General features: G+C 70.4%; 25 protein-coding genes. 5 read left to right on the top strand and 20 right to left on the bottom strand.

From position 1 onward, the window contains the following. Positions 1–60: 60 nt before the first annotated feature. The 11 genes from BM060_RS19805 to BM060_RS19755 all read right to left on the bottom strand — a co-directional run bounded on the left by BM060_RS19805 (position 61) and on the right by BM060_RS19755 (position 10,610). A complete protein-coding gene (locus tag BM060_RS19805) occupies positions 61–1,500 on the bottom strand; it encodes an NAD-dependent succinate-semialdehyde dehydrogenase (protein ID WP_074982216.1) in 1,440 nt (479 codons plus the stop codon). Next, positions 1,497–2,531, bottom strand: a complete 1,035-nt coding sequence (locus BM060_RS19800) for an aldo/keto reductase (protein WP_074982214.1) — start codon at positions 2,529–2,531, stop codon at positions 1,497–1,499. Before BM060_RS19800 ends, BM060_RS19805 begins: the two co-directional genes overlap by 4 nt. Positions 2,532–2,541: 10 nt before the next feature. Continuing rightward, the gene (gene fae, locus BM060_RS19795) at positions 2,542–3,054 is read right to left on the bottom strand and encodes a formaldehyde-activating enzyme (protein ID WP_043273324.1); all 513 of its coding nucleotides are present in this window, start codon (positions 3,052–3,054) and stop codon (positions 2,542–2,544) included. Positions 3,055–3,328: 274 nt separating this feature from the next. Next, the gene (locus BM060_RS19790) at positions 3,329–3,928 is read right to left on the bottom strand and encodes a DUF2846 domain-containing protein (RefSeq protein ID WP_074982212.1); all 600 of its coding nucleotides are present in this window, start codon (positions 3,926–3,928) and stop codon (positions 3,329–3,331) included. An 85-nt stretch (positions 3,929–4,013) separates the two neighbouring features. After that, complete coding sequence (locus BM060_RS19785) at positions 4,014–5,291, bottom strand: acyltransferase family protein (protein ID WP_074982210.1); 1,278 nt, start codon at positions 5,289–5,291, stop codon at positions 4,014–4,016. Between the two features lie 45 nt (positions 5,292–5,336). Continuing rightward, positions 5,337–6,416, bottom strand: coding sequence for a phospholipase D-like domain-containing protein (locus tag BM060_RS19780; protein WP_135499950.1), 1,080 nt, complete (start codon positions 6,414–6,416; stop codon positions 5,337–5,339). A 74-nt stretch (positions 6,417–6,490) separates the two neighbouring features. Further along, the gene (locus BM060_RS19775; RefSeq protein ID WP_074982204.1) at positions 6,491–7,066 is read right to left on the bottom strand and encodes a YceI family protein; all 576 of its coding nucleotides are present in this window, start codon (positions 7,064–7,066) and stop codon (positions 6,491–6,493) included. A gap of 254 nt (positions 7,067–7,320) precedes the next feature. After that, the gene (locus tag BM060_RS19770; RefSeq protein ID WP_074982202.1) at positions 7,321–7,641 is read right to left on the bottom strand and encodes an amidase; all 321 of its coding nucleotides are present in this window, start codon (positions 7,639–7,641) and stop codon (positions 7,321–7,323) included. Then, positions 7,638–8,765 carry a serine hydrolase domain-containing protein gene (locus BM060_RS19765; RefSeq protein ID WP_074982201.1) on the bottom strand — a complete coding sequence of 376 codons (1,128 nt, stop codon included), beginning with the start codon at positions 8,763–8,765 and terminating at the stop codon, positions 7,638–7,640. The genes BM060_RS19770 and BM060_RS19765 overlap by 4 nt, the downstream gene beginning before the upstream one ends. Positions 8,766–8,855: 90 nt before the next feature. Next, entirely contained in the window at positions 8,856–9,641 is a 786-nt protein-coding gene (locus tag BM060_RS19760) for an oxygen-binding di-iron domain-containing protein (protein WP_074982198.1), read from the bottom strand. 72 nt (positions 9,642–9,713) lie between these two features. Then, on the bottom strand, positions 9,714–10,610 hold the full coding sequence (locus BM060_RS19755) for an acyl-CoA dehydrogenase middle domain-containing protein (protein WP_074982196.1): 897 nt from the start codon (positions 10,608–10,610) through the stop codon (positions 9,714–9,716). Between the two features lie 144 nt (positions 10,611–10,754). Here BM060_RS19755 and olsB point away from each other — a divergent pair, with 144 nt between their 5' ends. Together olsB and BM060_RS19745 are read left to right on the top strand one after the other, a co-directional pair. Next, positions 10,755–11,513, top strand: a complete 759-nt coding sequence (gene olsB / locus BM060_RS19750) for an L-ornithine N(alpha)-acyltransferase (protein ID WP_074982194.1) — start codon at positions 10,755–10,757, stop codon at positions 11,511–11,513. Next, positions 11,513–12,277, top strand: a complete 765-nt coding sequence (locus BM060_RS19745; RefSeq protein WP_074982192.1) for a lysophospholipid acyltransferase family protein — start codon at positions 11,513–11,515, stop codon at positions 12,275–12,277. The genes olsB and BM060_RS19745 overlap by 1 nt, the downstream gene beginning before the upstream one ends. A 146-nt stretch (positions 12,278–12,423) precedes the next feature. On the opposite strand, the gene BM060_RS19740 is transcribed toward BM060_RS19745, so the two are convergent. Together BM060_RS19740 and BM060_RS19735 are read right to left on the bottom strand one after the other, a co-directional pair. Beyond that, complete coding sequence (locus BM060_RS19740; RefSeq protein ID WP_074982190.1) at positions 12,424–13,290, bottom strand: universal stress protein; 867 nt, start codon at positions 13,288–13,290, stop codon at positions 12,424–12,426. Between the two features lie 67 nt (positions 13,291–13,357). Continuing rightward, positions 13,358–13,957: an acyl carrier protein phosphodiesterase gene (locus tag BM060_RS19735; RefSeq protein ID WP_043316628.1), complete on the bottom strand. Its 600-nt coding sequence runs from the start codon at positions 13,955–13,957 to the stop codon at positions 13,358–13,360. A gap of 118 nt (positions 13,958–14,075) precedes the next feature. Here BM060_RS19735 and BM060_RS19730 point away from each other — a divergent pair, with 118 nt between their 5' ends. The 3 genes from BM060_RS19730 (at position 14,076) to dxs (ending at position 17,726) form a co-directional block, all read left to right on the top strand. Then, complete coding sequence (locus BM060_RS19730; protein WP_009615726.1) at positions 14,076–14,318, top strand: exodeoxyribonuclease VII small subunit; 243 nt, start codon at positions 14,076–14,078, stop codon at positions 14,316–14,318. Further along, the gene (gene ispA, locus BM060_RS19725; protein WP_074982187.1) at positions 14,315–15,202 is read left to right on the top strand and encodes a (2E,6E)-farnesyl diphosphate synthase; all 888 of its coding nucleotides are present in this window, start codon (positions 14,315–14,317) and stop codon (positions 15,200–15,202) included. Before BM060_RS19730 ends, ispA begins: the two co-directional genes overlap by 4 nt. A 613-nt stretch (positions 15,203–15,815) precedes the next feature. After that, positions 15,816–17,726, top strand: a complete 1,911-nt coding sequence (dxs, locus tag BM060_RS19720; protein ID WP_074982184.1) for a 1-deoxy-D-xylulose-5-phosphate synthase — start codon at positions 15,816–15,818, stop codon at positions 17,724–17,726. Positions 17,727–17,742: 16 nt separating this feature from the next. Here dxs and BM060_RS19715 read toward each other — a convergent pair whose 3' ends face one another. The 7 genes from BM060_RS19715 to eutC all read right to left on the bottom strand — a co-directional run bounded on the left by BM060_RS19715 (position 17,743) and on the right by eutC (position 24,163). Beyond that, positions 17,743–18,927 carry an acetate/propionate family kinase gene (locus tag BM060_RS19715; protein ID WP_074982182.1) on the bottom strand — a complete coding sequence of 395 codons (1,185 nt, stop codon included), beginning with the start codon at positions 18,925–18,927 and terminating at the stop codon, positions 17,743–17,745. Positions 18,928–19,026: 99 nt separating this feature from the next. Further along, the gene (gene eutR / locus BM060_RS19710) at positions 19,027–20,085 is read right to left on the bottom strand and encodes an HTH-type transcriptional regulator EutR (RefSeq protein ID WP_074982180.1); all 1,059 of its coding nucleotides are present in this window, start codon (positions 20,083–20,085) and stop codon (positions 19,027–19,029) included. A gap of 109 nt (positions 20,086–20,194) precedes the next feature. Further along, positions 20,195–20,743, bottom strand: coding sequence for a BMC domain-containing protein (locus tag BM060_RS33555; protein WP_074982178.1), 549 nt, complete (start codon positions 20,741–20,743; stop codon positions 20,195–20,197). Continuing rightward, on the bottom strand, positions 20,743–22,098 hold the full coding sequence (locus tag BM060_RS19700; RefSeq protein WP_074982176.1) for a 4Fe-4S dicluster domain-containing protein: 1,356 nt from the start codon (positions 22,096–22,098) through the stop codon (positions 20,743–20,745). The genes BM060_RS33555 and BM060_RS19700 overlap by 1 nt, the downstream gene beginning before the upstream one ends. Then, positions 22,095–22,583 carry a BMC domain-containing protein gene (locus BM060_RS19695; RefSeq protein WP_064584334.1) on the bottom strand — a complete coding sequence of 163 codons (489 nt, stop codon included), beginning with the start codon at positions 22,581–22,583 and terminating at the stop codon, positions 22,095–22,097. Before BM060_RS19695 ends, BM060_RS19700 begins: the two co-directional genes overlap by 4 nt. Before the next feature lie 13 nt (positions 22,584–22,596). Further along, positions 22,597–23,256, bottom strand: a complete 660-nt coding sequence (eutL, locus tag BM060_RS19690) for an ethanolamine utilization microcompartment protein EutL (protein ID WP_061562765.1) — start codon at positions 23,254–23,256, stop codon at positions 22,597–22,599. A gap of 25 nt (positions 23,257–23,281) precedes the next feature. Beyond that, a complete protein-coding gene (eutC, locus tag BM060_RS19685; RefSeq protein ID WP_074982174.1) occupies positions 23,282–24,163 on the bottom strand; it encodes an ethanolamine ammonia-lyase subunit EutC in 882 nt (293 codons plus the stop codon). Between the last annotated feature and the right edge of the window lie 6 nt (positions 24,164–24,169).

Below are 24,169 nucleotides of genomic sequence, written 5' to 3'. Positions count from 1 at the left end.
GGGCGGCGGCGGTTGGCGGAACTCCTTAGCGGCGTGGCCGCGGCTGCGTGCGGGGCGGCGTCAGTCGGACAGGCCGCCGAGCAGCAGGTACTTGATCTCCAGGTAGTCGTCGAGGCCGTACTTGGAGCCCTCGCGGCCCAGACCGGATTCCTTGATGCCGCCGAAGGGCGCCACCTCGGTGGAGATGATCCCTTCGTTGATGCCGACCATGCCGGCCTCCAGGCCCTCGGCCATGCGCCAGACGCGGCCGATGTCGCGGCTGTAGAAGTAGGCGGAGAGGCCGTAGGGCGTGTCGTTGGCCAGGCGCAGCACCTCGGCTTCGTCGCGGAAGCGGAAGCAGGCGGCCACCGGGCCGAAGGTTTCCTCGCCGGCAATGAGCATCCCGGCGTTCGCCTCGGCCAGCACCGTGGGCTCGTAGAAGGTGCCGCCCAGGGCATGGCGCTGGCCGCCGCAGAGCAGCCGGGCGCCCTTCTCCAGGGCGTCGCCGACGTGCTGCTCGACCTTGGCCAGGGCCGCTTCGTTGATCAGCGGGCCCTGCTCGGTGTCGCCTTCCAGGGCGTTGCCCACGCGCAGCGCGCGCACCGCTTCGGCGAGCTTGGCGGTGAAGGCTTCGTACACCTCGTCCTGCACGTAGAAGCGGTTGACGCACACGCAGGTCTGCCCGGTGTTGCGGAACTTCGAGGCCATGGCGCCGCGCACCGCGGCGTCCAGGTCGGCATCGGCGAAGACGATGAAGGGCGCGTTGCCGCCCAGTTCCAGGGAGACTTTCTTCAGGGTGTCCGCGGCCTGGCGCATCAGCAGCTTGCCGGTGCGGGTGGAGCCGGTGAACGACAGCTTGCGCACCACGCCGGAGGCCTGCAGCGCGCCGCCGATGGCCGGGGCATCGCCGGAGACGATGTTGAACACGCCGGCCGGGATGCCCGCCTGCTCGGCCAGCACGGCCAGGGCGAAGGCCGACAGCGGCGTCTCTTCCGAGGGCTTGAGGATCAGCGTGCAGCCCGCCGCCAGGGCCGGGCCGACCTTGCGGGTGACCATGGCCAGGGGGAAGTTCCATGGGGTGATGGCGGCCACCACGCCGATCGGCTGCTTGGTGACGACGATGCGCGCATCGGTCTTGGGCGAGGGGATCACGTCGCCGTACACGCGCTTGGCTTCCTCGGCGAACCATTCGAGGAAGCTGGCGGCGTAGGCCACCTCGCCTTTCGCCTCGGCCAGGGGCTTGCCCTGTTCGCGGCTGAGCAGGCGCGCCAGTTCGTCCTGGCTGGCCAGCATCAGTTCGGCCCAGCGGCGCAGGCGCGCCGCGCGTTCCTTGGCCAGCAGCCCGCGCCAGGCCGGCAGGGCGCGCTCGGCGGCGGCGATGGCGGCGTTGGTTTCCTCGGCGCCGCCGCGCGGCACTTCGGCGACCACCTCGCCAGTGGCCGGGTTGCGTACCGCGTAGGTGGGGCCGCCGCTGTGCCACTGTCCGTCGATGTAGTGGCCGGCTTTCAGCAGTGCGCTCATGCCACGGCCTCCGTCAGCGAAAAGGTCTCGCGCATCGGCCGGGCCACGCGGAGGATGCGCTTGCCGGCGGTGTAGTCGTTGATGACGTCGCAGGGCGTGTAGTTGCGCTCCAGCTCGTAGAGTTCTTCCTCGTCCAGGCGCGTCTCCAGGGCGGCCAGGGCGCTGTCGAACTGCGCCGTGGTGTCGGCGCCGACCAGCATGCAGTCCACGCCGGGGTGGTTGAGCACCCAGGCCTGGGCGATCTGCGCGTTGCTCACACCGCGGCGCTGGGCCACGCGCTGCACCGAGCGGGCGATCTCGAAGGAGGCTTCGTCGGCGTACATCTGCTGGGTGAAGAAGTCGGTCTGGTTGCGCGTGGATTGCGCATCGCCGGTCAGCAGGCCGCGGGCCAGCGGGCTGAACACCGAGACGCCGAGGCCCTGGTCGCGGCAGAAGGGGATCATCTCGCGCTCTTCCTCGCGGTAGGCGCAGTTGAGCTGCAGCTGCATGTTGATCGGCTTGACCCAGCCGTTGCGCTCGCAGGCCATGAGGATTTTCGCCAACTGCCCGGTGAGCATGGTGGACACGCCGATGTAGCGGGCCTTGCCGGCGCGGACAATGTCGTTCAGCGCGCCCATCGCCTCTTCCACCGGGGTGTTCACGTCATAGAAATGCAGCATGTAGATATCGACGTAGTCCATGCCCAGCCGGGCCAGGGAGGCATCGATGCTGTCCATGATGTGCTTGCGCGAATGGCCGCTGGCGTTGATGCCCTGGCGGGTGCCGTAGCCGACCTTGGTGGTGACCACGATGTCCTCGCGGCGCGCCAGGCGCTTGAGGATGCGCCCCACCACTTCCTCGCCGACGCCGGCGGAATAGAAGTCGGCCAGGTCGATGAAGTTCACCCCGGCGTCCAGCGCGTGCTTCACGATCGGTTCGCTGCGCTGTTCGTCGAAGATCCACGGCTTCCAGTCCGGGGTGCCCATGTTCATGGTGCCCAGGCACAGCTTGGAGACCTGCAGGCCGGAGTTGCCGAGACGGATGTATTGCATGGCGGCGACCTCAGGCTTTGGGGGTGTAGAAGGGGTTGGCGATCTGCCCGACCACGTCGGCCAGCTGCGCGCGCTCGGGCTTGCAGGCCAGCGCCGCGCGGATGGCGGTGCGGCAGGCGTTGTAGTTGTTCAGGTAGACGGCATCCAGGTCGTCGCAGGCCGGGTTGACCCAGTTGGCGGTGACGATGGCCCACTCGTCCTCGGCTTCGGCCGGCAGGGTGCCGTCCAGCAGGGCCTCGGTGACGGCCTTGGCGATGCCGGCCTGGGACGCGCCCCAGGTGGCGTTGGCGTGCAGGTCGCCGCCGATCGGGGCCTTGTTCACGTAGAGGGTCATCGGCTTGACCGGGAGGTTCGGCTGGGCGATCACCATGAACGGGCAGTGGCCCTGGCTGGGCGAGGCCAGGCTGCTGGCGAAGGCCTGGCCGGCGGGGCCGTTGCGCGGGCCGAGCAGGATGTTGATGTGCGCGGCGTTGACGCCGGGGCCTTCGAAGCCTTCACCGATGTAGAGATCGAGCTGTTTCATGGGTACCTCGTGGGATCGTCAGGGCGAGCGGGGGCGCGGGCCGCGAAGGTCCGTGCTCAGGGCTGCGGGGCAGCCGGGTTCAGTAGGCGGTTCGCGACGGGGTTGGAGGAGGAACGAGCGGGAAGCGGGAAAGCAGCGGGAGGAATGAAGGCATGGCGCAATCGCTCGTTGTTGTTGTCGGGAGCCGTTGCGCGATTTTTTAGCACCGGCCCGTTGCGGGCCGGTAAGCATAAAAACTCAAGGAGCTATGAGTTCAGCTCATAACCTGGAGGGTTCAGATGCCGACCTTGTCCAGGGCCTTGCCGACGCCTTCCCAGAAGCGCCGCTGGCGCCGCACCTCGTAGCCGCTGGCGGCGATCTGCGCCGGCTCCTGGACCAGGCGGGTGCGGGCGATCTCGGGTTCGGCCAGGCGCGCCTCGATCAGTTGCAGCGGGCCGTCGCCCTCGCTGTGGCTGCGCTTGGCGGGCACGCGGTCCTCGTCGTAGCGCAGGTAGTAGACGCCGCCGGCCTTGGCTTCGAGCATGAAGCTGGCGATGCGGGTGAAGTCCAGCGGGCCGTCGGCGAAGAAGGTCCAGAAGCTGCCGAACAGCGGCCGGCGCATTTCCAGCTTGAAGCTGCCCGGCTCGAACTCCAGGGCCAGGTAGCCGTTGCTCGGCAGGCTGCCGATCAGCTCGTTGTTGAGGAACAGGCCGGGGGCTTCCAGCTCCTCGTCGGCCCACTGGTTCTGCGGGCGGTAGAGGTAGACCAGGGCATGTTGCGCGTCGCCGGGTCGCAGCGGCGCGAAGGCCTGGCCGTCGGTGGCGCCGAAGAAGGCGCCGGGGGAACTGCAACCGGCCAGCAGCAGGAGAACCAGGCCCAGCAGCGATCGCAACATGCGTCAGTCCCTTCTTGTGGTCATGCCGTGAGCATAACCAGCGACGGCCGCCGGGCCACCCGCCGAAAGTCCGGGTGGCGGCGCCTCAGGGCAAGGTGGCCGGGCGCCTCTGCGCCGCCTGCGGTAACAGGTGACGCACCAACCACTTGCGCGTGGGTACCACCAAGCGCTCCTGGAACAGCACACAGCTGACCACCATGAACAGCAGGAACAGCGGGTACAGCCACAGCGACAGCTGCTGCTCGGTGGCCGCGGTGATGCAGTAGGCCCAGTCGGCCAGGCAGTCGCCGGGCGCGCGGATCAGCTTCTCGGTGCGCGAGAACAGGGTGAACAGCGGCACGTGCAGGGCGAACAGCGACAGCGAGGCCGCCCCCAGGCGCGGCGACCAGTGGCGGATCGCCGGGCTGTGCGGGTCGCGCGGCAAGGCGCTGATGTACACCAGCACCAGTTGCGCCGGCAGCAGCAGGCCATTGTGCAGCAGGAAGTACCAGTGCCGCGCGCCCTGGGTATAGAGGTAGTCGGCGGCGAGGAAGTTGGCCACCACGAAGGCGCCCAGCGCCAGCACCGCGCCGGTGCCGGGCAGGCGGCCGCTGTCCTTGTGCTCGCGGAACAGGCCGTAGGCGAGGATGCCGCCGAGGAATTCCGGCAGGCGCAGGATCGGGTTGCGGTGCAGCAGGCCGGTCCAGGGCATGCCGTACTGCTGGTGCAGAGCCAGCAGCAGCGGCGGCACCAGGTACAGCAGCCAGAGCGCCAGCAGCGCCCGCCGCTTGTTGCCGATGCGCATCAGCCGCGGCGCCAGCGCCGGGAAGCAGAGGTAGAAGAAGAACAGCGTGGACAGCGACCAGAGCGGCGCGTTGAAGGTCAGGTACAGCGGGTTCCAGGCCTGCAGCATGGTCAGCTGGAGGATGCTGTTGAGCAGCAGCTCGCGGTCGCTCATCCAGTGGCGGAACAGCTCCGGATGGGTCTGGCCGAGGGTGTCGTGGGTGTCGTAGACCACGAAGCGCGGGGTGGCCTGGTCCAGGTCCGGGCCGATGCCCAGCTGGCTGATCAGCAGCAGCACGCCGATGGTCAGCAGGATCGAGAAGATGTGGATCGGGTAGAGGTTGGAGAAGCGCTTGGTGAGGAAGCTGCGCGGGCTCTCGCGCAGTTGGCCGTCGGTGACGTAGACGTGGGCCAGGAGGAAGCCGGAGAGCACGAAGAAGGTGCTGGTGGCGAAGAAGCCCAGGCTGGTCAGCTCGTCCAGCCCGCGGAACTTCTGCTCCGCCGGGTAGACATGGAGGGTGTGGTAGACCACCACGTACATCCCGAGCAGGAAGCGCAACCACTCCAGCCCGATGAACCTTTCCTTGCCGATCTTGTTCACGACCTTACTCCCGTTCTCCCCGGGGTGCCTGCCCCGGCGGACTGCTCAACGGCGGCGATCGAGGAAGTTGACCACCACCCGGTCGAGCCAGCCCCACAACCGCTGGTGCAGGCGCATCCACAGGGAGCGGCCGTGCCACAGCGTGAAATCGATCTCCCGGCTGGCGGCGAAGTCGGCGATCAGGCAATCGGCCACCGCCGCCGTGAAGTCGGCGTCCAGTATCTCGATATTGGCATCCAGATTGAACCGCAAGTTCCAATGGTCGAAGTTGCACGAACCGACGCTCGTCCAATCGTCCACCAGCACCACCTTCATGTGCAGGAAGCGCGGCTGGTACTCGAAGATGCGGATGCCGGCGCGCAGCAGGCGCGGGTAATAACGCTGCCCAGCATAGCGCACGGGGGCGTGGTCGGTGAGCCGGCCGGTCAGCAGCAGGCGCACCTCCACGCCGCGCCGCGCGGCCTTGCGCAGCGCCCGGCGGACCTTCCAAGTGGGCAGGAAATACGGCGTGGCCAGCCAGATGCGCTGCTGCGCGCTGTTCAGGCTGCGCACCAGCGACTGCAGGATGTCGCGGTGCTGGCGGGCGTCGGCGTAGGCCACCCGGCCCAGGCCGCTGCTGCCGACGGGCGTGGGCGGCAGGCGCGCCGGCGACACCATCTGCAGCGGGCGCCAGGCCTTGGCCTGCAGGCAGGCATGCCACTGGCGCTCGAACAGCACCAGCCAGTCGGCCAGCACCGGGCCCTGCATTTCCACCATCACCTCGTGCCAGGCGCTGGCGTTCTCCGGCACCGACCAGAACTCGTCGGTGGCGCCGGCGCCGCCGACGTAGCCCAGGTCCTGGTCCACCAGCAGCAGCTTGCGGTGGTCGCGGAACAGGTTGCGCCAGCCACCGCGCCAGCGCAGCGGGTTGTACAGGCGCAGCTCGCCGCCGGCCTCGCGCAGGCGGCGGCCCCAGGCGCTGCCCAGGCGCAGGGCGCCGAAGCCGTCGAACAGGCAGCGCACGGCCACGCCGCGGCGCAGGGCGTCGATCAGGGTTTCCAGCAGCAGCTCGGAACAGGTGCCGCCCTCCACCAGGTACAGCTCCAGGTCCACCTGGCGCTGCGCCCGGGCGATGGCCGTGAGCATGCTCGGGAAGAAGTCCTCCCCGTCCACCAGCAGGGCGAAGCGGTTGCCGCTGCGCCAGGGGAAGACCGGCCCGCTCACCGCTGGGCGAAGATCAGCACGGCGCCCACCGGCACCGCCAGGTTGATGGTCTGCAGGCCGGCGAGCTTGCGCAGTTTCTCCACCCCCGGCGCCAGGCCGAAGTCGGCGGCGTCGAGGATCAGCGGCGACAGCGTCACCACCTGGAAGCGCCGTTCGTCCAGGCGCGTCACCAGCACCTCGGCGCGGTAGGCGCGGCTGGCGCCGTGCAGGTCCAGGCGCAACGGCAGCGGCATTTCCAGCTGCGCGCCGTTGGCCAGGCCGAGGATCGGCCCCAGGTCCAGCTGCGCGTCCACGCTGGCCTCGGGGTAGCGTTCGGTCTCGAACAGCAGCTCGCGGATGCGCTCGTCGCGCAGCGGCACGCCGCTGAGCACCGAGTCCAGCTCGATGCGCAGGCTGGCCTTGCCGTGGTCGTCGACGCTGCCGTGCATGACCAGGAAGCGGTTGTTGTCGGCGCCGGCGGCGCCGCGGCCGGTGACGAAGTTCAGCCGCGAGGACTCGTAGTCGAGGTACCAGGCCGCCTGGACGGAGGCGGCGAAGCAGGCCGCGAAGAGGAAGGCGAACAGCGAGCGCATGAAATCCCTTACATGGAAAACGACCGGATCAACGGCCAACGATAGCCGCCCGCCGTCGGCTTGCAAACCGGCCGGCGAGCCCGTTGGGCAGGCGGCAGCGCCATTGGTTCAGACGTAATTGGTTCAGGCGTAGGGCGGATAACCGTTCGCGGTTATACGCCGATACACCCAGGCCATGGCCAACGCCCAGGCCAACCCAGGAGCCGCCGGGGATCAAGGCCAAGCGGCGGATAACGCCGTAGGCGTTATGCGCCCTACGGCTGGGGCAGCAGCCGGCAGCCCTCGCGCGGGCCGAGCCAGGAGGCGGTCTGGGTGCTGCCCAGGCCGCGGGCGGTCACGCGCTTGTGCTCGGCGTCGTCGAGGAAGGCGCTGGTCGGTACGTACTGCTTGGTGTAGCCCTGGCAGTATTCGGCGCTGTTGCCCATGACGTAGCGGCAGGAGCAGTACTCCTTGGCCGTGTAGGCGCCGATGATCGGCGGGAAGGACTCCAGGTGCACGCGGTTGGCCCAGGCCCAGCCGGCCAGGGCGACCAGCGCCAGGAGCAGCAGACTGAGCAGCGGGTGGCGGCGGATCATGGCTTGGCCTCCGGCTGGGCGAAGGCCGCGAGGGCCCGCTTGAGGAAGTCGTCGTGGCGGTAGCTGCCGTCGCGGTCGTCGGCGTAGCGCACGATCACCAGCTTCTGGTCGGGCAGCACGTAGAGCGCCTGGCCCCAGTGGCCGAGGGCGGCGAAGGTGGTTTCCGGGGCGTTCGGCCAGGGCAGGCCGGCGCCGGCCGGGGCGCGGTTGAGCCACCACTGGCCGCCGGGCACGCCGTCGCTGGCGTCTTCCGCGCTCGGGCGGTAGTTGGCGAACGGCGTGAGGGCGAACTGCATCCAGGCCTGCGGCAGCAGCTGGCGTTCCTTCCAGCGCCCGCCGCGCTGCATCAGCAGGCCGATGCGCGCCAGGTCGCGGGCGGTCATGTAGGCGTAGGAGGAGCCGACGAAGGTGCCGCTGGCGTCGCGTTCCCACACCGCCGAGCGGATGCCCAGGGGCTCGAACAGCGCAGTCCAGGGGTAATCGGCGTAGGCATCGCCGACCATCTGCCTGAGGCTGGCGGCGAGCACGTTGCTGTCGCCGCTGGAGTAGCGGAAGCGCTGGCCCGGCTCGGCGTCGGCGGGGAAGCCGGCGACGAAGCCGGCCATGTCGTCGCGGCCGCGGGTGTAGAGCATGGCCACCACCGAGGATTTCAGCGGGGCGTATTCGTAGTCCTCTCCCCAGGCCAGGCCCGAGGCCCAGTTGAGCAGGTGGCGCATCTTCACCTGCGGGTGCTCGGCGAAGGGCGCGAAGTGCTGCGCCACCGCGTCGTCCAGCTGGAAACGGCCCTCGCCGTAGGCCACGCCGAGCACGCAGGCCATGATGCTCTTGCTCATCGACCAGGCCAGGTGCGGGGTCTGCGCCCGTGTCGGCCCGGCATAGCGTTCGTAGACCAGCTGGCCGTCGCGGATCACCACCACGGCGTCGCTGCGCACGCCCTGGCGGGTGGCGTCGTCGCGCGCCGGGAAGGCATAGGCTTCGAAGGCCTGCAACGCCGGGCCGCTGGGCGCGGGGCCGGGCTGCCAGTCGGCGTCCGGCCAGGTTTCCGCATGGGCCGGCGCCAGCAGGCACAGGCCGGCGACCAGGGTGAGGCCACGCAGCAGCGGGCGCAGGGAGGGCATGGGCATCGGCGGGCCTCTTGTTGTCAGCTCCGGCGGAACCCTAGCACGCTGCCATGACGGCTATAAGCGCCGATCACGCCGGAATGGCGGACGAATTCAGCGCGGCACCTGGTAGTCGGCCGGGCCGAGCAGGTCCATGCCGCATTCCAGGCCGCTGATCCAGTCCAGGAAGGCGTCGATCATCGGCCGCCCGACGAAGGGCCGGCCGTGCTGCGGCACCATCATCTGCACGTCGAGGGTGCGCACCATGTCCGCCCATAGCCGGCACACCTTGTTGCTGGCCATGTAGCGGCGGTGGAAGCCGAGCATGTGCGGCAGGTGCTCGGCGAAGTCCTGCACCGGGTTGGCGTCGTCCACCAGGGAGGCGCCCATGTCGCCGGAGAAGAGGATGCGGCTGACCGGGTCGTAGATCTGGAAGTTGCCCACCGAGTGCAGGAAGTGCGCCGGCAGCACCTTCAACTGGCAGCGCCCGAGGTTCAGCGACTGGCCGCGGTCGGGCACGGCGATGACGCGGTCGTAGGTGGAGATGCCGTGGCTGACCGCCAGGTAGCTGGCCGTCAGGTGCGGCAGGAAGCGCGCCCAGAGCTTGGAGCAGATGACCTTGGCGCGGGTGTGCAGCAGCCACTTGTCCAGCGCGGCGATGATATCCGGGTCCTGGTGCGAGGCGAAGATGTAGTCCAGCTCCTGCAGCGGCATCAGCTTCGACAGCTCCAGCGACAGCGGCGTGTAGGTCAGGTCGCCGCCCGGGTCGAGCAGCAGGTACTGGCCGTGGTCGACGATGAGGAACTGGTTGGACTGCACCCCGTCGCCACTGACGAGGTCGTCGAAGCACAGGCATTGGTGGGTGCCGTTGTCGAACAGCACTATGGGTTCGCGACGCATGGAGCTTCCTGCGGGGTCATGCCGGTGGGGCGGCGGAATGTCGCGCAGGGTACCCAGGCGCGGGCGCCGGCCTCACTGACCTGGGTCAAGCCCCAGTGCCGCCCAGGCCTTGTCCAGGCGCCTGGCGCGGGCGCTGCCACCCAGGGCGAGCACGGCGCGGTCGCGCTTCCACAACTGTGCCCAATGCTCCGGGCCCTGGGCGATGGCGGCGTCCAGCGCCGGGGTCAGGGCGTCGAACTGGGCGAACAGGCCGCCCAGCAGCAGGTGCGTCGCCGTGTCGCCCACCGGGTGCCGCGCCACTTCGGCGCAGCCGGCCAGCAGCCCGGCCAGGCGCAGGGGCAATTCCCGCGGCCAACGGCTGGCCAGGCCCACGCCGTACAGCCAGGCCAGCAGCGCGGCCATCACGTGCAGGTCTTCCAGGCCGCGGAACGGCTTGCTGTAGGCGTCCCAGCCGTCGCCCGGCAGGCGCTCGCAGTGGGCGCCCTCGAGGATCAGCCGGGCGTGGGGGATGTCGGGGATCAGCGGCATGGCCGGCATCGGCTCCAGGCGCGCGCCGGGGGCGCCGGCCAGCACCACGGTCATGGCCAGGCGCGGGGCCTCGCCGTCCGGCTCGTCGCGCGCCGCCACCAGGTACCAGGCGGCGCTGTCGGCGGCGGTGGCGAAGTCCTTGCGGCCGTGCAGGGTCAGGCCGTCCAGGCGGGTGGCCAGGTCCGCCGGGCGCAGGCTCTTGCCCTCGCTGACGCAGAGCGCGCCCAGCCCGGCCGGGGCCGCCGGCCACAGGGCACGCAGGGCCGCCTGGTAGCCGCCGAGGAAGGCCAGGCCGGGGGTCGCCGCCAGGCGCCCGGCGAGCACCGCCAGCTCCAGCGGCCCGGCGCCAGCGGCGCAGGCCAGCAGTTCGGCGTACCAGTCCTCCAGGGCCAGGCCGGCGGACAGTGGCTCCAGGGGGCCGAGCAGGCGGTTCCAGGGCATGGGGCGATCCTCATCCGGGGGGTGGTGTTGTCATACAAGCATCACGCCAGGGTCACAAGCGTGACACCGCCGCTTCCTAGCCTGAGCTTGCACAACAAAGGCGACCGGCCGCAACCCGCCTGGCCGGCCCATGGAGGCCTCCGCATGAGTCAGACCGCCCACGCCTGCGACACCCCGCGCGAAGAACGCCGCCTGAAAGCCGTGCGCCTGCGCGGCGCCCGCGCCCTGCGCGAAGCCCAGGCCCTGCGTTTCAGCGTGTTCAGCACCGAATTCGATGCGCGCCTGAAGGGTGCCGAGCTCGGCCTGGACCTGGACGACTACGACAGCCACTGCCAGCACATCGGCGTGCGCGACCTGGCCAGCGGCGCCCTGGTGGCCACCACCCGCCTGCTCGACCACCGCGCCGCCGAACGCCTGGGGCGCTTCTACAGCGAGGAGGAATTCCACCTCGACGGCCTGGCCGAGTTGCAGGGCCCGGTGCTGGAGATCGGCCGCACCTGCGTCGACCCGGCCTACCGCAACGGCGCCACCATCGCCGTGCTCTGGGGCGAGCTGGCCGAGGTGCTCAACGAGGGCGGCTACCGCTACCTGATGGGCTGCGCCAGCATCCCCATGCGCGACGGCGGCATCCAGGCCCTGGCGGTGATGCAGCGCCTGCGCGAGCGCTACCTGTGCCGCGAGAACCTGCGCGCCGAGCCGAAGACGCCGCTGCCGGCGCAGGAGCTGCCGGACAACCTCACCGCCGAGCTGCCGCCGCTGCTCAAGGCCTACATGCGCCTGGGCGCGAAGATCTGCGGCGAGCCCTGCTGGGACCCGGACTTCCAGGTCGCCGACGTGTTCATCCTGCTCAAGCGCGACGAGCTGTGCCCGCGCTACGCCCGCCACTTCAAGGCGGCCGTGTGATGCGCGGCGCCTGGCGCATCGCCCGCCTGCTGGCGGTGATCGGTCTGGGCCTGGCGCTGGCCGCCGGGGTGGCGCTGCTCGAACGCCTGCCCGGCTACGACTGGACCGCCCTGCGCCAGAGCCTGACGCGCTGGTGGCTGGCGCGCCTGAGCCGCGCCCTGCCGCTGCGGGTGAAGGTCTACGGCGAGCTGCCCCGGCAGCCGGCGCTGTGGGTCAGCAACCACGTGTCCTGGCTCGACATCCCGCTGCTCGGCGCCCTGGCCCCGCTGACCTTCCTGTCCAAGGCCGAGGTGCGCCAGTGGCCGCTGGCCGGCTGGCTGGCGGAAAAGGCCGGCACCCTGTTCATCCGCCGCGGCTCGGGCGACGGCAGCCGCCTCGGCGAGCAGATCGCCGGGGCCCTGCAACTGGGCCGCTCGACGCTGATCTTCCCGGAAGGCACCACCACCGACGGCCGCGGCCTGCGCAACTTCCATGGGCGCCTGCTGGCCGGCGCCATCCACGCCGGGGTGCCGCTGCAGCCGGTGGCCCTGCGCTACCTGCGCGACGGCGAGCCGGACCATTTGGCCCCCTTCATCGGCGACGACGAGTTGGTCAGCCACCTGCTGCGGCTGCTGCGCAACGACCGCGGCTGCGTGGAAATCCACCTGCTCGCGCCGCTGCCCAGCCAGGGCCGCGACCGCGCCCAGCTGGCGCAGCAGGCCCACGCCGCCATCGGCACGGTGATCTACGGGGAAGTCGCTCGGGAGCAGGCGCTGGCCGCCTGAAAGAAGAAGTCGAACCTGCCGGGCGCCACGGCTGGCAGGTTCCGCCCCGGACGGCGGCGCAGGCTTGGGCGCCAACCGGAAAGCACGGCGCCCGCCATTGGCGGGCGCCGTCGTTTCCCTAGCGCGCGGACCTGCGCCGCGCCGTCCTACACGCCGGTTTCCGGCGGCACGACCAGGATGTCGCAATCCAGTTCGCGCAGGGCGTAGTCGGCGACACTGCCGATCAGGGCACGCTTGATCCCGCCCATGCCCCGGGTACCCATCACCAGCAGGTCCGGCCGGTGCTTCTCGGACATGCGCTCCAGCACGTTGCCCGGCAGGCCGACGGCGACCAGCTGTTCGTCGATCCAGGGTTCCAGCTGCTGGTCCCGGAGGAACGCCTTGAACTCGTCCACCGCCTGGCGCGTCTCGGTGCCGACGAACTCGTCGATGCGCTCCTCGCTGACCCCGGAGTACTGCATCATGCCCTTGGCCAGCGGGCTGAAGGCATAGATGGCGCGGCGCACCGCGCCCTGCAGCAGGCCCAGGCGCTCGGCGACGCGCACCGCATTGGCCGAGGCCGGCGAGGTGTCCAGCGCCAATAGCAGGTCACGGTATTCACCGACCGCCGGCTGGTTGACCATCAGCACCGGCAGCTTGCCGGCGCGCACCACGCGTTCCACCGTGGTGCCGACGAAGATGTCGCGCAGCACGCTCTTGCGGTGCGAGCCCATCACCAGCAGGTCGACATCCTCCTCCAGCGCGCAGCTGACGATCTTCTGGTTCGGGTCGCCGACCTCGACGCGGATGCGCGGGCAACTGCCGCCCAGGGCGGTGAGTTCGACCAGGCGCGCCTCCAGCAGCAGCCGGACCTGCGTCGCCTCCTGCTCGACCAGCGCCGCCGGCTGGTCCTCATCCACCACGCAGAGCACCGTCCACGGGCAGCCGAAGCGCTTGGCCAGGGCGCCGGCGCGTTGCAGGGCCTTCTCCGAGCGCGAAGACAAATCCGTGGCGATCATCAATGATTTGAGCATGCTGCACCTCCCTCTCCGTCGTGGGTTCTATTGCATCCTTTCATGGCTTTCCTACGTTTGATGCATATCAAGCCGGGGGGCGATCCCCAGGCAAATTGTCGCGCCGCCCAGCCAGCGCCAGCAGTTGCGGGTAGAACGCGCGGAAGTCGTCGCTCAGCGGCTGGTAGCGCTCGGCCAGTTCCTCCCAGGCGCCGTCCAGCAGGCCCGGGCGCGACAGCCGGCGGGCCATGCCGGCGAGCACGTCCTGCAGCACCGTGAACTCGCGGTAGCTGCCCAGCCAGTCCTGCGCCGCCATGCGCGGGGCGATGCGCGCCAGGCGCTCGGGCAACTGCGGGGTGGTGTTCAGTACACCATAGACGCGGCGGGTGAATTCGCTGAGCGGCTCGTTGCTGAATGTGTCCCAGTCCCGCGCCAGGCAATGGTCGAAGAACACGTCCAGCAGCACGCCCGCCAGGCGCCGCCGCTCGGCGGGAAAACGCAGCTTCGCCGCATGCACCAGCGGATGGCTGTCGGTGAAGGCGTCGATGCGCCGGTGCAGGCGGATGGCCGCCTCGATGTCCGCCGGCCAGCGCCCAGCCAGCGGCCCCTTGACGAAATCGCCGTAGAGGCTGCCGAGCAACTGCGCCGGCTGCGAACCGCCGAGGTGGAGATGGGCGAGGTAGTTCATGGCCCAAGCTTAGCGCGAAACATGCGCCACCGGGATGCCGGGCAAGGCCCGCGGATTTGCCCGCAAGGCGCGTCTCTGCTAGTGTCGCCGGGTTCCGAATACCCCGCCGAGATGTCCCATGGCCCGCAAGAAAGCCGTCGATTTCGAACAGTCCCTCGCCGAACTGCAAACCCTGGTGGAACGCCTGGAAAGTGGCGAGTTGTCCCTGGAGGACTCGCTCGGCGCCTTCGAGCAGGGCATCCGCCTGACCCGCGAATGCCAGGCGGCGCTGAGCCAGGCCGAGCAGAAGGTGCAGGTGCTGCTGGAGCGCGATGGCGAGCTGAGCGAGGCGCCGTTCGACAGCGAAGGCGAAGACGCATGATCGCCGCCTACCAGGCGCGCTGCCAGGCGCGTGTAGACGCCGCCCTGGAAACCCTGTTCACCCCGCCCCGCGAAGACCTCCAGCGCCTCTACCAGGCCATGCGCTACAGCGTGGTCAACGGTGGCAAGCGCGTGCGCCCACTGCTGGCCTACGCCGCCTGCGAGGCCTTGGGCGGCGACCCCGCCCGGGCCGACGGCGCGGCCTGCGCGGTGGAGCTGATCCACGCCTACTCGCTGGTCCACGACGACCTGCCGGCGATGGACGACGACGACCTGCGCCGCGGCCAGCCGACCACCCACATCGCCTTCGACGAGGCCTGCGCCATCCTCGCCGGCGACGGCCTGCAGGCGCTGGCCTTCGAAGTGCTGGCCGAGGCCCGGTTGAACCCGCAGGACGCCGAAACGCGCCTGGCCATGGTCACCGCCCTGGCCCGCGCCGCCGGCTCCGCCGGCATGGTCGGCGGCCAGGCCATCGACCTCGAGGCGGTGGGCCGCAAGATCGACCAGGCGGCCCTGGAAACCATGCACCGGCACAAGACCGGCGCGCTGATCGAAGCCAGCGTGCGCCTCGGCGCCCTGGCCAGCGGCCAGGCCGACGCCGAACGTCTGGAGGCCCTGGCCCGCTACGCTGGAGCCATCGGCCTGGCGTTCCAGGTGCAGGACGACATCCTCGACGTGGAAAGCGACACGGCTACCCTGGGCAAGACCCAGGGCAAGGACCAGGCCCACGACAAACCCACCTACCCCGCCCTGCTCGGCCTGGAAGCCGCCAAGGCCTACGCCCTGGCCCTGCGCGACCAGGCCCTGGCGGCCCTGGAAGGCTTCGGCGAAGGTGCTGAGCCGCTGCGGGAGCTGGCTCGCTATATCGTCGATCGGCGTAGCTGAGGGGTCGGCGGTACGGGTCAGGCAACGAGGTATCGGCGAAGTCCGCAACCCTCACCCCAGCCCTCTCCCAGAGGCAGAGGGGGCCGTTCGGCGTGGGCGGATAACACAGCGTTAGCCGGCTGGTTCCGCGGTTATACGCCGTAGGCCAATTGCACCGGGATGCCCGGTGTGGCCGGTGAATCCAATCGCGGACGAAGTCCGCTCCTACGGTTCCAGGAAGCACGGCTTTTCGTAGGATGGCGTTGAGCGAAGCGATACCCATCACCGCAACCGCATGGGTTTCGCAAGCTCAACCCATCCTACGAAGAGCACCTCGGCGCAAGACAGTTGCTCCTACACCCGTGCTTCCTGGAACCGTAGGAGCGGACTCCGTCCGCGATTCGGCGCATAACGCCGTGCGGATTTCCAGAGAAACATCCGCGCGCACCGGAACGCCCCTTGGAAGGCCAAGCGCTCTGGCCCAAGGCCCACAGGCAAAACCAGCCCCGCCCCACAGGAACAACCGCAAGAAACCCACCCCCTCCCCCAACCAAACAGCACCCCCACCTTGCTTGGGCCTGTCAGAAGCATCAGGTAAACTGCCGCATCTTTGCCTCTCATAACGATCAGCCTGATGCCCACGACGTTCCACGAGATCCCCCGCGAGCGCCCCGCCACCCCCCTGCTCGACCGCGCCAATACGCCGGTCGAGCTGCGCCGGCTGGGCGAGGCGGAGCTCGTCAGCCTCGCCGACGAACTGCGCCAGTACCTGCTCTACAGCGTCGGCCAGACCGGCGGCCACTTCGGCGCCGGCCTGGGGGTGATCGAGCTGACCATCGCCCTGCACTACGTCTTCGACACCCCGGACGACCGCCTGGTGTGGGACGTCGGCCACCAGGCCTACCCGCACAAGATCCTCACCGGCCGCCGCGAGCGTATGGGCACCCTGCGCCAGAAGGACGGCCTGGCCGCCTTCCCGCGGCGCTCGGAGAGCGAGTACGACACCTTCGGCGTCGGCCACTCCAGCACCTCCATCAGCGCCGCGCTGGGCATGGCCATCGCCGCGCGCATGCAGGGCTCCGGGCGCAAGTCGGTGGCGGTGATCGGCGACGGCGCGCTGACCGCCGGCATGGCCTTCGAGGCGCTGAACCACGCCTCCGACGTGCAGGCCGACATGCTGGTGATCCTCAACGACAACGACATGTCGATCTCGCACAACGTCGGCGGCCTGTCCAACTACCTGGCCAAGATTCTCTCCAGCCGCACCTACAGCAGCATGCGCGAGGGCAGCAAGAAGGTGCTCTCGCGCCTGCCCGGCGCCTGGGAGATCGCCCGCCGCACCGAGGAATACGCCAAGGGCATGCTGGTCCCCGGCACCCTCTTCGAGGAGCTGGGCTGGAACTACATCGGCCCGATCGACGGCCACGACCTGCCCACGCTGATCGCCACCCTGCGCAACATGCGCGACCTCAAGGGCCCGCAGTTCCTCCACGTGGTGACCAAGAAGGGCAAGGGCTTCGCCCCGGCCGAGGCCGACCCCATCGGCTACCACGCCATCACCAAGCTGGAACCGGCCGGCGCCGCGCCGAAGAAGGCCGGCGGGCCGAAGTACTCCAACGTCTTCGGCCAGTGGCTGTGCGACATGGCGTCGCGGGACCCGCGCCTGGTCGGCATCACCCCGGCGATGAAGGAAGGCTCTGACCTGGTGGCCTTCGCCGAGCGCTTCCCGGAGCGCTACTTCGACGTCGCCATCGCCGAGCAGCACGCGGTGACCCTCGCCGCCGGCATGGCCTGCGACGGCATCAAGCCGGTGGTGGCGATCTACTCCACCTTCCTGCAACGCGGCTACGATCAACTGATCCACGACGTCGCGGTGCAGAACCTCGACGTGCTCTTCGCCATCGACCGCGCCGGCCTGGTCGGCGAGGACGGCCCGACCCACGCCGGCAGCTTCGACCTTTCCTACCTGCGCTGCATCCCCGGCATGCTGGTGATGACCCCCAGCGACGAGGACGAACTGCGCAAGCTGCTGACCACCGGCTACCTGTTCCAGGGCCCGGCGGCGGTGCGCTACCCGCGCGGCAGCGGGCCGAACACCCCGATCGACCCGACGCTTGCGCCGGTGGAGATCGGCAAGGGCGTGCTGCGCCGCCAGGGCAAGGCCGGCAAGGTCGCCATCCTGGCCTTCGGCGTGCAACTGGCCGAGGCCCTGCAGGTGGCCGAGCGCTTCGACGCCACGGTGGCCGACATGCGCTTCGTCAAACCGCTGGACGAGGCCCTGGTGCGTGAGCTGGCCGACAGCCACGAACTGCTGGTGACCCTCGAGGAAAACGCCGTGATGGGCGGCGCCGGCGCCGCGGTCGGCGAGTTCCTCGCCCGCGAGAACCGCCAGCAGCCGCTGCTGCACCTGGGCCTGCCGGACTACTACGTGGAGCACGCCAAGCCGGCGCAGATGCTCGCCGAATGCGGCCTGGACACCGCCGGCATCGAGCGCGCCATCGCCGAGCGCCTGGCCCTGCTGGCCACCTCCGCGCCCGAGGCCTGAGCCCCGGCGCGCGGCGTCAGACCAGCAGCGCCAGCGTATCCAGGGCGATCATCCGCTCCTCGGCGGTGGGCACCACCAGCACCCGCGGCGAGCCGGGCCGGTGGATTTCCCGGCAGCGGCCGCCCACGCAGGCCGCGTTGGCCGCCTCGTCGACGGCGAAGCCGAGGAACCCCAGGTGGGCCAGGGTCCTGGCGCGCACCAGCACCGAGTTCTCGCCGATCCCGCCGGTGAACACCAGGCCGTCGATGCGCGGCATGGCGCAGCCCATCGCCGCCAGGGACTTGGCCAGGCGGTAGCAGAACACTTCGATGGCCAGGGCCGCGCCCGCGTGGCCCCGGGCGCGCGCCTGCTCCAGGGTGCGCATGTCGTTGGACAAGCCCGACAGGCCGAGCAGGCCGCTGTCTTCGTTGAGCATCCTGTCGACTTCCTCGATGGTCCAGCCCAGGCTGCGGATCAGGTGGCCGTGCAGGTTGGGGTCGACGTCGCCGCTGCGCGTGCCCATCACCAGGCCCTCCAGCGGCGTCATGCCCATGCTGGTGTCGCGGCTGCGGCCGTTGACGATGGCGCAGGTGGAGCTGCCGTTGCCCAGGTGCGCCGACAACCAGCAGCTGTCCTCCGGCGGCAGGCCGCACAGCGCGGCGGCGCACTGGCTGACGTAGCGGTGGCTGGTGCCGTGGAAGCCGTAGCGGCGCACGCCGAAATGCCGGTACAGCCTTTCCGGCAGGGCGTAGCGGTAGGCGTGCTCGGGCAGGCTCTGGTGGAAGGCGGTGTCGAACACCGCCACCTGCGGCAGTTGCGGGTACAGCGCCACGGCGGCCTCGATGCCGGCCAGGGCGCTGGGGTTGTGCAGCGGCGCCAGGGCGACGGTGTCGCGGATGTTCTGCATGACCTGCGGGTCGATGCGGCAGGCCTGGCTGAAGTGCTCGCCGCCATGCACCACGCGGTGGCCGATGCCTTGCAAGCGCCCTTCGGCGGCTACCTGCACCAGCGGCAGCAGGCGCGCCAGGGCCTGGCGGTGGTCGGCGTTCGGCAGGGCGAGGTCGACGCGGCCGCCGGCATCGACGATGCGCAGGCTGGCCTGGGGCGTGCCCAGGCATTCGACGATGCCGCTGGCGCGGAACTCGGGGGCGCTTTCGTCGACCAGGGCGAACTTGATCGACGAACTGCCGCAGTTGATGACGAGGATGCTTCGGTCGGACATGGAAGGTTTTCCTGCAGGACAAGGGAGGGTCCGGCGCGCCGCGCCGCGCCCGGACCGCGAAGGGCCGGGCACGGGCGCGCCGGGGAGAAGGGGTGCGGCCTACCAGGCCGCGCTCAGGCGTTCGCGGTTGGCCAGGGTGGCCGAGGGCCGTTCACCGAAGAGCTGCTGGTAGTCGCGCCCGAACTGCCCCATGTGCCAGAAGCCCCAGGCCATGGCGGCGTCCTGCACGGTCGCGTAGGGCGAGTGGGGGCTGCCCAGTTCGCGGTGCACGGCGTTCAGGCGCACGGCCTTGAGGTAGTGGATGGGGCTGCGCCCGAGCACGTCCAGGAAGCAGTTGCGCAGCGTGCGCTGGCTGACGTGCAGGAGCCGGCAGAGCTCCAGCGCGCTCACCGGCCGGCAGGGGTTGTCCAGCACGTATTCGCGCGCCCGGGCGACCACCCAGTGCTTGCGCAGCAGGGTGCGGGAGCAGGCGTCGCGGGCGGGTTCCGCGCCCTGCAGCAGGTCCAGCAGGCAGAGCAGCAGGTCGTGGTTCAACTGCCGCGCCACCGCGGGCTCGCGCAGGCTCAGCGGCTCGACCTGGGCCAACGCCAGCGCGGCGCGCATGAAATCGCACAGGCGCCGCCGGGTGCCGGGCTCGACCTGCAGCAGGCGCGACTCCTCCAGCAGCAGGCCGAGGTGGCGCAGCTCCTCCAGCTCCAGGTGTTCCAGCAGCGCCTCACGCTCCACCACCAGGCCGAGGATGTTGTAGTCGTCCGGGGTGCTCAGCTCGAACTCGCGGCCGCCCGGGCGCACGGCGATGGCCTGGGCGTCGATGCAGTCGCGGCCGATGTAGCCGACGTCCTTGTCGCCGTAGGGGATGCCGAACCAGAAGGCGCCGGGCCAGACCATGCAGGACTGGTGCAGCGCGTGGCTGGTGTATTCGCGGAAAAACTGCAGGCCGTCGAGCCAGACCTCGGTCAGCTCGCCGCGGAAGGACCCGGGATCGAGCTGGTCGTAGAGCTGCTGCCAGGCGGTGATGTTGCAGGCGTGGGCGTAGACGTCGCGGGTCTGCCGCCGGCGCACGCCGTCGCAGTGGCCCAGGGGTTCGTCCAGCCTGCCCGGCGTGTCGTCGCACGCCCAGAGGTGATGCAGATCGATTGCACTTTTCTTGTCCGACATGACGCCTTGCCCGATAGCTTCAGGGACCCGCGCGAGCGGGTCGGGTTTCGTCATGCAAGGCACGGCCAAGTGGGTGGCTCTATGGCCACCTCACACTGTGGAGGATTGCTCAGAGCAGGTGTTGCCACAGGTCAAGGTGCGGCCTGGGCACGGTCATGCCGTGGACCAGCAGCCCCTTTTCCCCGGCGCTGGCGCAGGCCACCCGCACCGCCGCCTCCACGTCGGCGACCTCGCCGGTCAGCACCAGGTAGCACTTGCCGCCGATGCCGAAGGCCATGTGCACGCGCACCAGGGTGACGTTGGCCGCTTTCACCGCGGCATCGGCGGCCTCGATGCAGGCCGCCACGCTGAAGGTTTCCACCACCCCCAGCGCCCGCGGCTGGTCCACCGGGTTGACGCCGCTGATGGCCGGCAGCACCGATTCGTGGATGTTCGCCAGGACGAACTGGTCCACCAGCATCTGCCCGCCCTCGGCCGCGCCGGCCTGCACCGCCTGGCGCACCGCGGCGACCTCGCCGCCGACCATGGCGATGTACTTGCCGGGGCAGATGGTCTTGGCCGCCAGCAGCTGCACGTCGGCGCTTTTCAGCATCAGGTCGGCGAGCTGCACGCCGCGGGCGATGCTGGTCAGTTCGATCAAACCTATGGCGTGGTGCATCAGGCTTCTCCTGGCGGGTTGGCGACGAGGCGGATGTGGCTGTCGCCGACCTCCGCCACGCGGCCGGCGATGCTGGCGTGCAGCGGCACGCCGAGTTGTCCTTCGGGCACTTCGGCGATGCATTCGCCCAGCGCCACCTGCTGGCCCACGGCAACGCGGGGCCGGGCGGCCACGCCGATGTGCTGGCGCAGCGCCAGGCGCACTTCGGCGGGGTGATATTCCTGCGCCAGCAATGGCGCCTTGTGGTTGTAGGCCTGCAACTCCAGGCGCGAGACCAGGCGGCTGACCGGCAGCAGGCGGTATTCGGCCATGGGGTCGGCGCCGCGCAGTTCGCCCTGGTAGCGGGCGCCCTCTTCGCGCAGGCGGGCCTTGAGCGCCTGGTTCAGGCGCATCGGCGAAATCTCCACCGGGCAGGCGTAGGCCTCGCAGATGCCGCATTCGGAGCAGGTCAGCGCCGACAGCAGCACGCTGGGCTGGGCGACGTGCTGGTAGTTGGTGGCGCGCACGATCAGATGCGGCGGCAGCTCGTGGCCGATCATGTGCCGCGGGCACAGCTCGGTGCACAGCGTGCACTGCTCGCACACCGAGCGCGCCATGGCCAGCACCGAGTCCATGCTCTGCCGGCGGCGGCGCACCAGCAGGTGATCCTGCGGCAGCACCAGCAGGCCGCCGGTGGTCTTGCTGACCGGTTCGTCGAGGTCGTCCAGCAGGCGCCCCATCATCGGCCCGCCGTTGATGAAGGCCGGGCGCTCCAGGGTGCTGCCGCCGGCCAGGGCCAGGACCTCGCGCAGCGGCGTGCCGAGCGGCAGGCTGAGGGTCAGCGGCTGGCGCACCGCGCCGTTCACGGTCAGGGTGCGGTGGGTCACCGGTTGCTGCCGTTCCACCGCGCGGCCGACGTTGATCAGCGTCTGTACGTTGCTCACCACCACGCCGATGGCCAGCGGCAGCGCCGCCGGCGGCACGCGCCGGCCGGTGGCCAACCAGATGGTGATGACCTCGTCGCCGGCCGGGTAGACGTCCGGCAGTATGTGCAGGCGCACGCGCTCGGGCAGCAGCGGCTGCAGGCGCTCGATGGCCGCGCGGTACTTGGCCTTGAGGGCGATGATGCCTTCCTTCGCGCCGGTGGCGGCCATGCCGTGGAGCAGGCCCTTGAGCAGCCATTCGGCCTGTTCCACGGCGAGCTGCTGGTCGACCTTGAGCAGGGGCTCGCACTCGGCGCCGTTGACCAGGTAGATCTCCGCCTCGGCCTTAAGCTTGACGTGGGTCGGGAAGCCCGCGCCCCCCGCCCCCACCACGCCGGCGGCGAACACCCGGCGGCGGATTTCCCCGGCGTCCAGGACCTCGACGGCGATCATCGCGGCGCCCCTCCCGGCAGGCGGTAGCGGCTACTGCGGCGGCGCAGCCGGCCCTGGGCGAAGAGGCCTTCCAGCCAAGCCCGGGCCTGCGCCACCGGGATGTCGAAGGCCGCCGCCACCTCGCTGGCGCTGTAGCCGTGCTTGCGCCGGGCGAGCAGGCCGAGCAGCGCCTCCTGCGGGGCCGGCGCCGGGGCCGGGCCCTGCCCGGCGTCCAGCAGGCTGCCCAGCAGGTAGGCGGTGTCGTCTTCCGGGCGGCCGATCTCCTTGCGGCTGACCAGGCAGCCGCGCCGGGTCGCCAGCGCCGCGCCGGCGTCCAGCGCGGCGCGGCAGGCGGCCAGGTCGCCCTCCACCACCAGGGTGACCAGCGCCGGGTTGGTCACGGCCTGGCGCAGCAGGCGCACCGACGCCGCCTTGAGCATGGCGTCGGCGGCCTCTATGCCGCAGGCCAGGCCCCTGACCTCCAGCAAGCCCAGGGCATCGATCATGGCGCTCATCTCCTCAGGCCCGCTGGATGGGGTTGCGGGCGATCTCCAGCACCGCCTCGGAGAAGGCGTTGCAGGCGGCGCGGCAAGCCGCCTGGCTGCCGGCGAGGAAGGCCGCCGAGTAGTTGGTTTCCGAGGGCGGCGGCACGTAGGTCACCAGTTGCACGTCGGCGGCCTTGAGCGCGGCGTCGATGCCGTAGGTGGCTTCCAGCGGCGGCGCCACCAGGTAGGCGATGGGGTCGCCCAGGGCGATGCCGGCGCCGGCCGACAGGTAGCTGCCGGTGCGCGACACCACGTGGGCGAGGAAGGCCACGCTGTGGGCGTCGTCGGCCCAGCGGAAGCTCGGGCCGGCCTCGATCACCTCGCTCATGGCGTCGAGCCCGGCGCGTACCTCGGCGGGGTTGGGGCCGCCGAGCATGATCAGCACCTCGCCGGCGGTGGACGAAGGCCCGTTGGCCGCCCCGGCGTACAGCGAGCGGCCGTAGACCACTTCCACCTGGGCCTGCTTGGTGGCCTCGTCGGCAGCGATGTAGGCGACGTCGTCGGAGTCGACGCTGATCAGCCCGAGGCTGCGGATGTGCTCGCCCACCTTCAGCTCGCGGCGGAAGTCTTCCTGCAACGAGGCGATCAGGCGCATGGCCGTGACGCTCGGTTTGATCGGATCGAGAATGCTCATGTCGGGTTGCTCCTCAGCAATGGGCTCAGCGGTTCAGGGCGATGCCGGAGGCCTGCTTCTCCAGCATCCGCCGGGCCAGGTCGACGATCACCGCCGCCGCTTCCACCGGCGGCGTGCCGCCGCGGTGGATGTTGGAGATGCAGGTGCGGTCGGCCTCCACGGTGCCGGCCAGGGTCGGCTTGTACACCGCATAGCAGGACAGGCTCTCGGACTGGCCCAGGCCGGGGCGCTCGCCCACCAGCAGGATCACCACCTGGGCGCCGAGCAGTTCGCCGATCTGGTCCTCGACCTTGACCCGCCCGTAGCGCACGAAGAACGGCGTGCCGACGTCCAGCCCGGCGTTCTTCAGGCCCTCCAGCAGGGGCGGGAGGATTTCCTGGAAGTTCACCGTCACCGCGTCGGTGGACAGGCCGTCGGAGATCACCACCTGCACCTGCGGGTTCTTCCGGCACTCGGCCTGCAGGGTCGCCACCGCCTTTTCGCTGAGGCGGCGGCCCATGTCCGGGCGGGTCAGGTACTGGTCCTTGGTGTCGATTTCCGACTGCACTTCCAGCAGGCCCTGCTGGGCCACCCACTCGGCGGGCACCTCCTTGAGCACGGTGTCCTTGGAGCGCGAGTGGTCGGCGAGGAAGCGCAGCAACGCCTGGGTGCGCGGGCGCACGCCGGCGCGGCCCAGGCACACCCGCGCGGCGGTGGCCTTGCGGAATTCCTCCAGCACCTCGGGGCGCTGCGGGGCCTGGACGCCGATCCACTGGCGGGCCTGCTCCGAGCCCAGGTCCCAGGCGCACAGGCCCTCTTCCACGGCGCTCGGCGCCGCCGCCGCAGCGCCAGGCGCCGCCGGCGCGGGGCGGGCCTGGAGCTCATTCAATACCGAACGGACGATGTCCTCGATCTGCTGCTGATGCATGTCGCT

Source organism: Pseudomonas citronellolis (assembly GCF_900112375.1).
In the GTDB taxonomy this organism is placed as follows: Bacteria; Pseudomonadota; Gammaproteobacteria; order Pseudomonadales; family Pseudomonadaceae; genus Pseudomonas; species Pseudomonas citronellolis.
Note: the sequence above shows the minus strand (reverse complement) of the source record. Positions and strands in the feature narration are given on the sequence as shown.

Bases quoted from the DNA above. Each gene is read 5' to 3' on its own strand.
- BM060_RS19805 (WP_074982216.1), bottom strand. From the start codon at position 1,500: ATGAGCGCACTGCTGAAAGCCGGCCACTACATCGACGGACAGTGGCAC.
- BM060_RS19800 (WP_074982214.1), bottom strand. From the start codon at position 2,531: ATGCAATACATCCGTCTCGGCAACTCCGGCCTGCAGGTCTCCAAGCTG.
- fae (WP_043273324.1), bottom strand. From the start codon at position 3,054: ATGAAACAGCTCGATCTCTACATCGGTGAAGGCTTCGAAGGCCCCGGC.
- BM060_RS19790 (WP_074982212.1), bottom strand. From the start codon at position 3,928: ATGTTGCGATCGCTGCTGGGCCTGGTTCTCCTGCTGCTGGCCGGTTGC.
- BM060_RS19780 (WP_135499950.1), bottom strand. From the start codon at position 6,416: ATGCTCACGGCCATCGCCCGGGCGCAGCGCCAGGTGGACCTGGAGCTG.
- BM060_RS19775 (WP_074982204.1), bottom strand. From the start codon at position 7,066: ATGCGCTCGCTGTTCGCCTTCCTCTTCGCGGCCTGCTTCGCCGCCTCC.
- BM060_RS19770 (WP_074982202.1), bottom strand. From the start codon at position 7,641: ATGATCCGCCGCCACCCGCTGCTCAGTCTGCTGCTCCTGGCGCTGGTC.
- BM060_RS19765 (WP_074982201.1), bottom strand. From the start codon at position 8,765: ATGCCCATGCCCTCCCTGCGCCCGCTGCTGCGTGGCCTCACCCTGGTC.
- BM060_RS19760 (WP_074982198.1), bottom strand. From the start codon at position 9,641: ATGCGTCGCGAACCCATAGTGCTGTTCGACAACGGCACCCACCAATGC.
- BM060_RS19755 (WP_074982196.1), bottom strand. From the start codon at position 10,610: ATGCCCTGGAACCGCCTGCTCGGCCCCCTGGAGCCACTGTCCGCCGGC.
- olsB (WP_074982194.1), top strand. From the start codon at position 10,755: ATGAGTCAGACCGCCCACGCCTGCGACACCCCGCGCGAAGAACGCCGC.
- BM060_RS19745 (WP_074982192.1), top strand. From the start codon at position 11,513: ATGCGCGGCGCCTGGCGCATCGCCCGCCTGCTGGCGGTGATCGGTCTG.
- BM060_RS19740 (WP_074982190.1), bottom strand. From the start codon at position 13,290: ATGCTCAAATCATTGATGATCGCCACGGATTTGTCTTCGCGCTCGGAG.
- BM060_RS19735 (WP_043316628.1), bottom strand. From the start codon at position 13,957: ATGAACTACCTCGCCCATCTCCACCTCGGCGGTTCGCAGCCGGCGCAG.
- BM060_RS19730 (WP_009615726.1), top strand. From the start codon at position 14,076: ATGGCCCGCAAGAAAGCCGTCGATTTCGAACAGTCCCTCGCCGAACTG.
- ispA (WP_074982187.1), top strand. From the start codon at position 14,315: ATGATCGCCGCCTACCAGGCGCGCTGCCAGGCGCGTGTAGACGCCGCC.
- dxs (WP_074982184.1), top strand. From the start codon at position 15,816: ATGCCCACGACGTTCCACGAGATCCCCCGCGAGCGCCCCGCCACCCCC.
- BM060_RS19715 (WP_074982182.1), bottom strand. From the start codon at position 18,927: ATGTCCGACCGAAGCATCCTCGTCATCAACTGCGGCAGTTCGTCGATC.
- eutR (WP_074982180.1), bottom strand. From the start codon at position 20,085: ATGTCGGACAAGAAAAGTGCAATCGATCTGCATCACCTCTGGGCGTGC.
- BM060_RS33555 (WP_074982178.1), bottom strand. From the start codon at position 20,743: ATGCACCACGCCATAGGTTTGATCGAACTGACCAGCATCGCCCGCGGC.
- BM060_RS19700 (WP_074982176.1), bottom strand. From the start codon at position 22,098: ATGATCGCCGTCGAGGTCCTGGACGCCGGGGAAATCCGCCGCCGGGTG.
- BM060_RS19695 (WP_064584334.1), bottom strand. From the start codon at position 22,583: ATGATCGATGCCCTGGGCTTGCTGGAGGTCAGGGGCCTGGCCTGCGGC.
- eutL (WP_061562765.1), bottom strand. From the start codon at position 23,256: ATGAGCATTCTCGATCCGATCAAACCGAGCGTCACGGCCATGCGCCTG.
- eutC (WP_074982174.1), bottom strand. From the start codon at position 24,163: ATGCATCAGCAGCAGATCGAGGACATCGTCCGTTCGGTATTGAATGAG.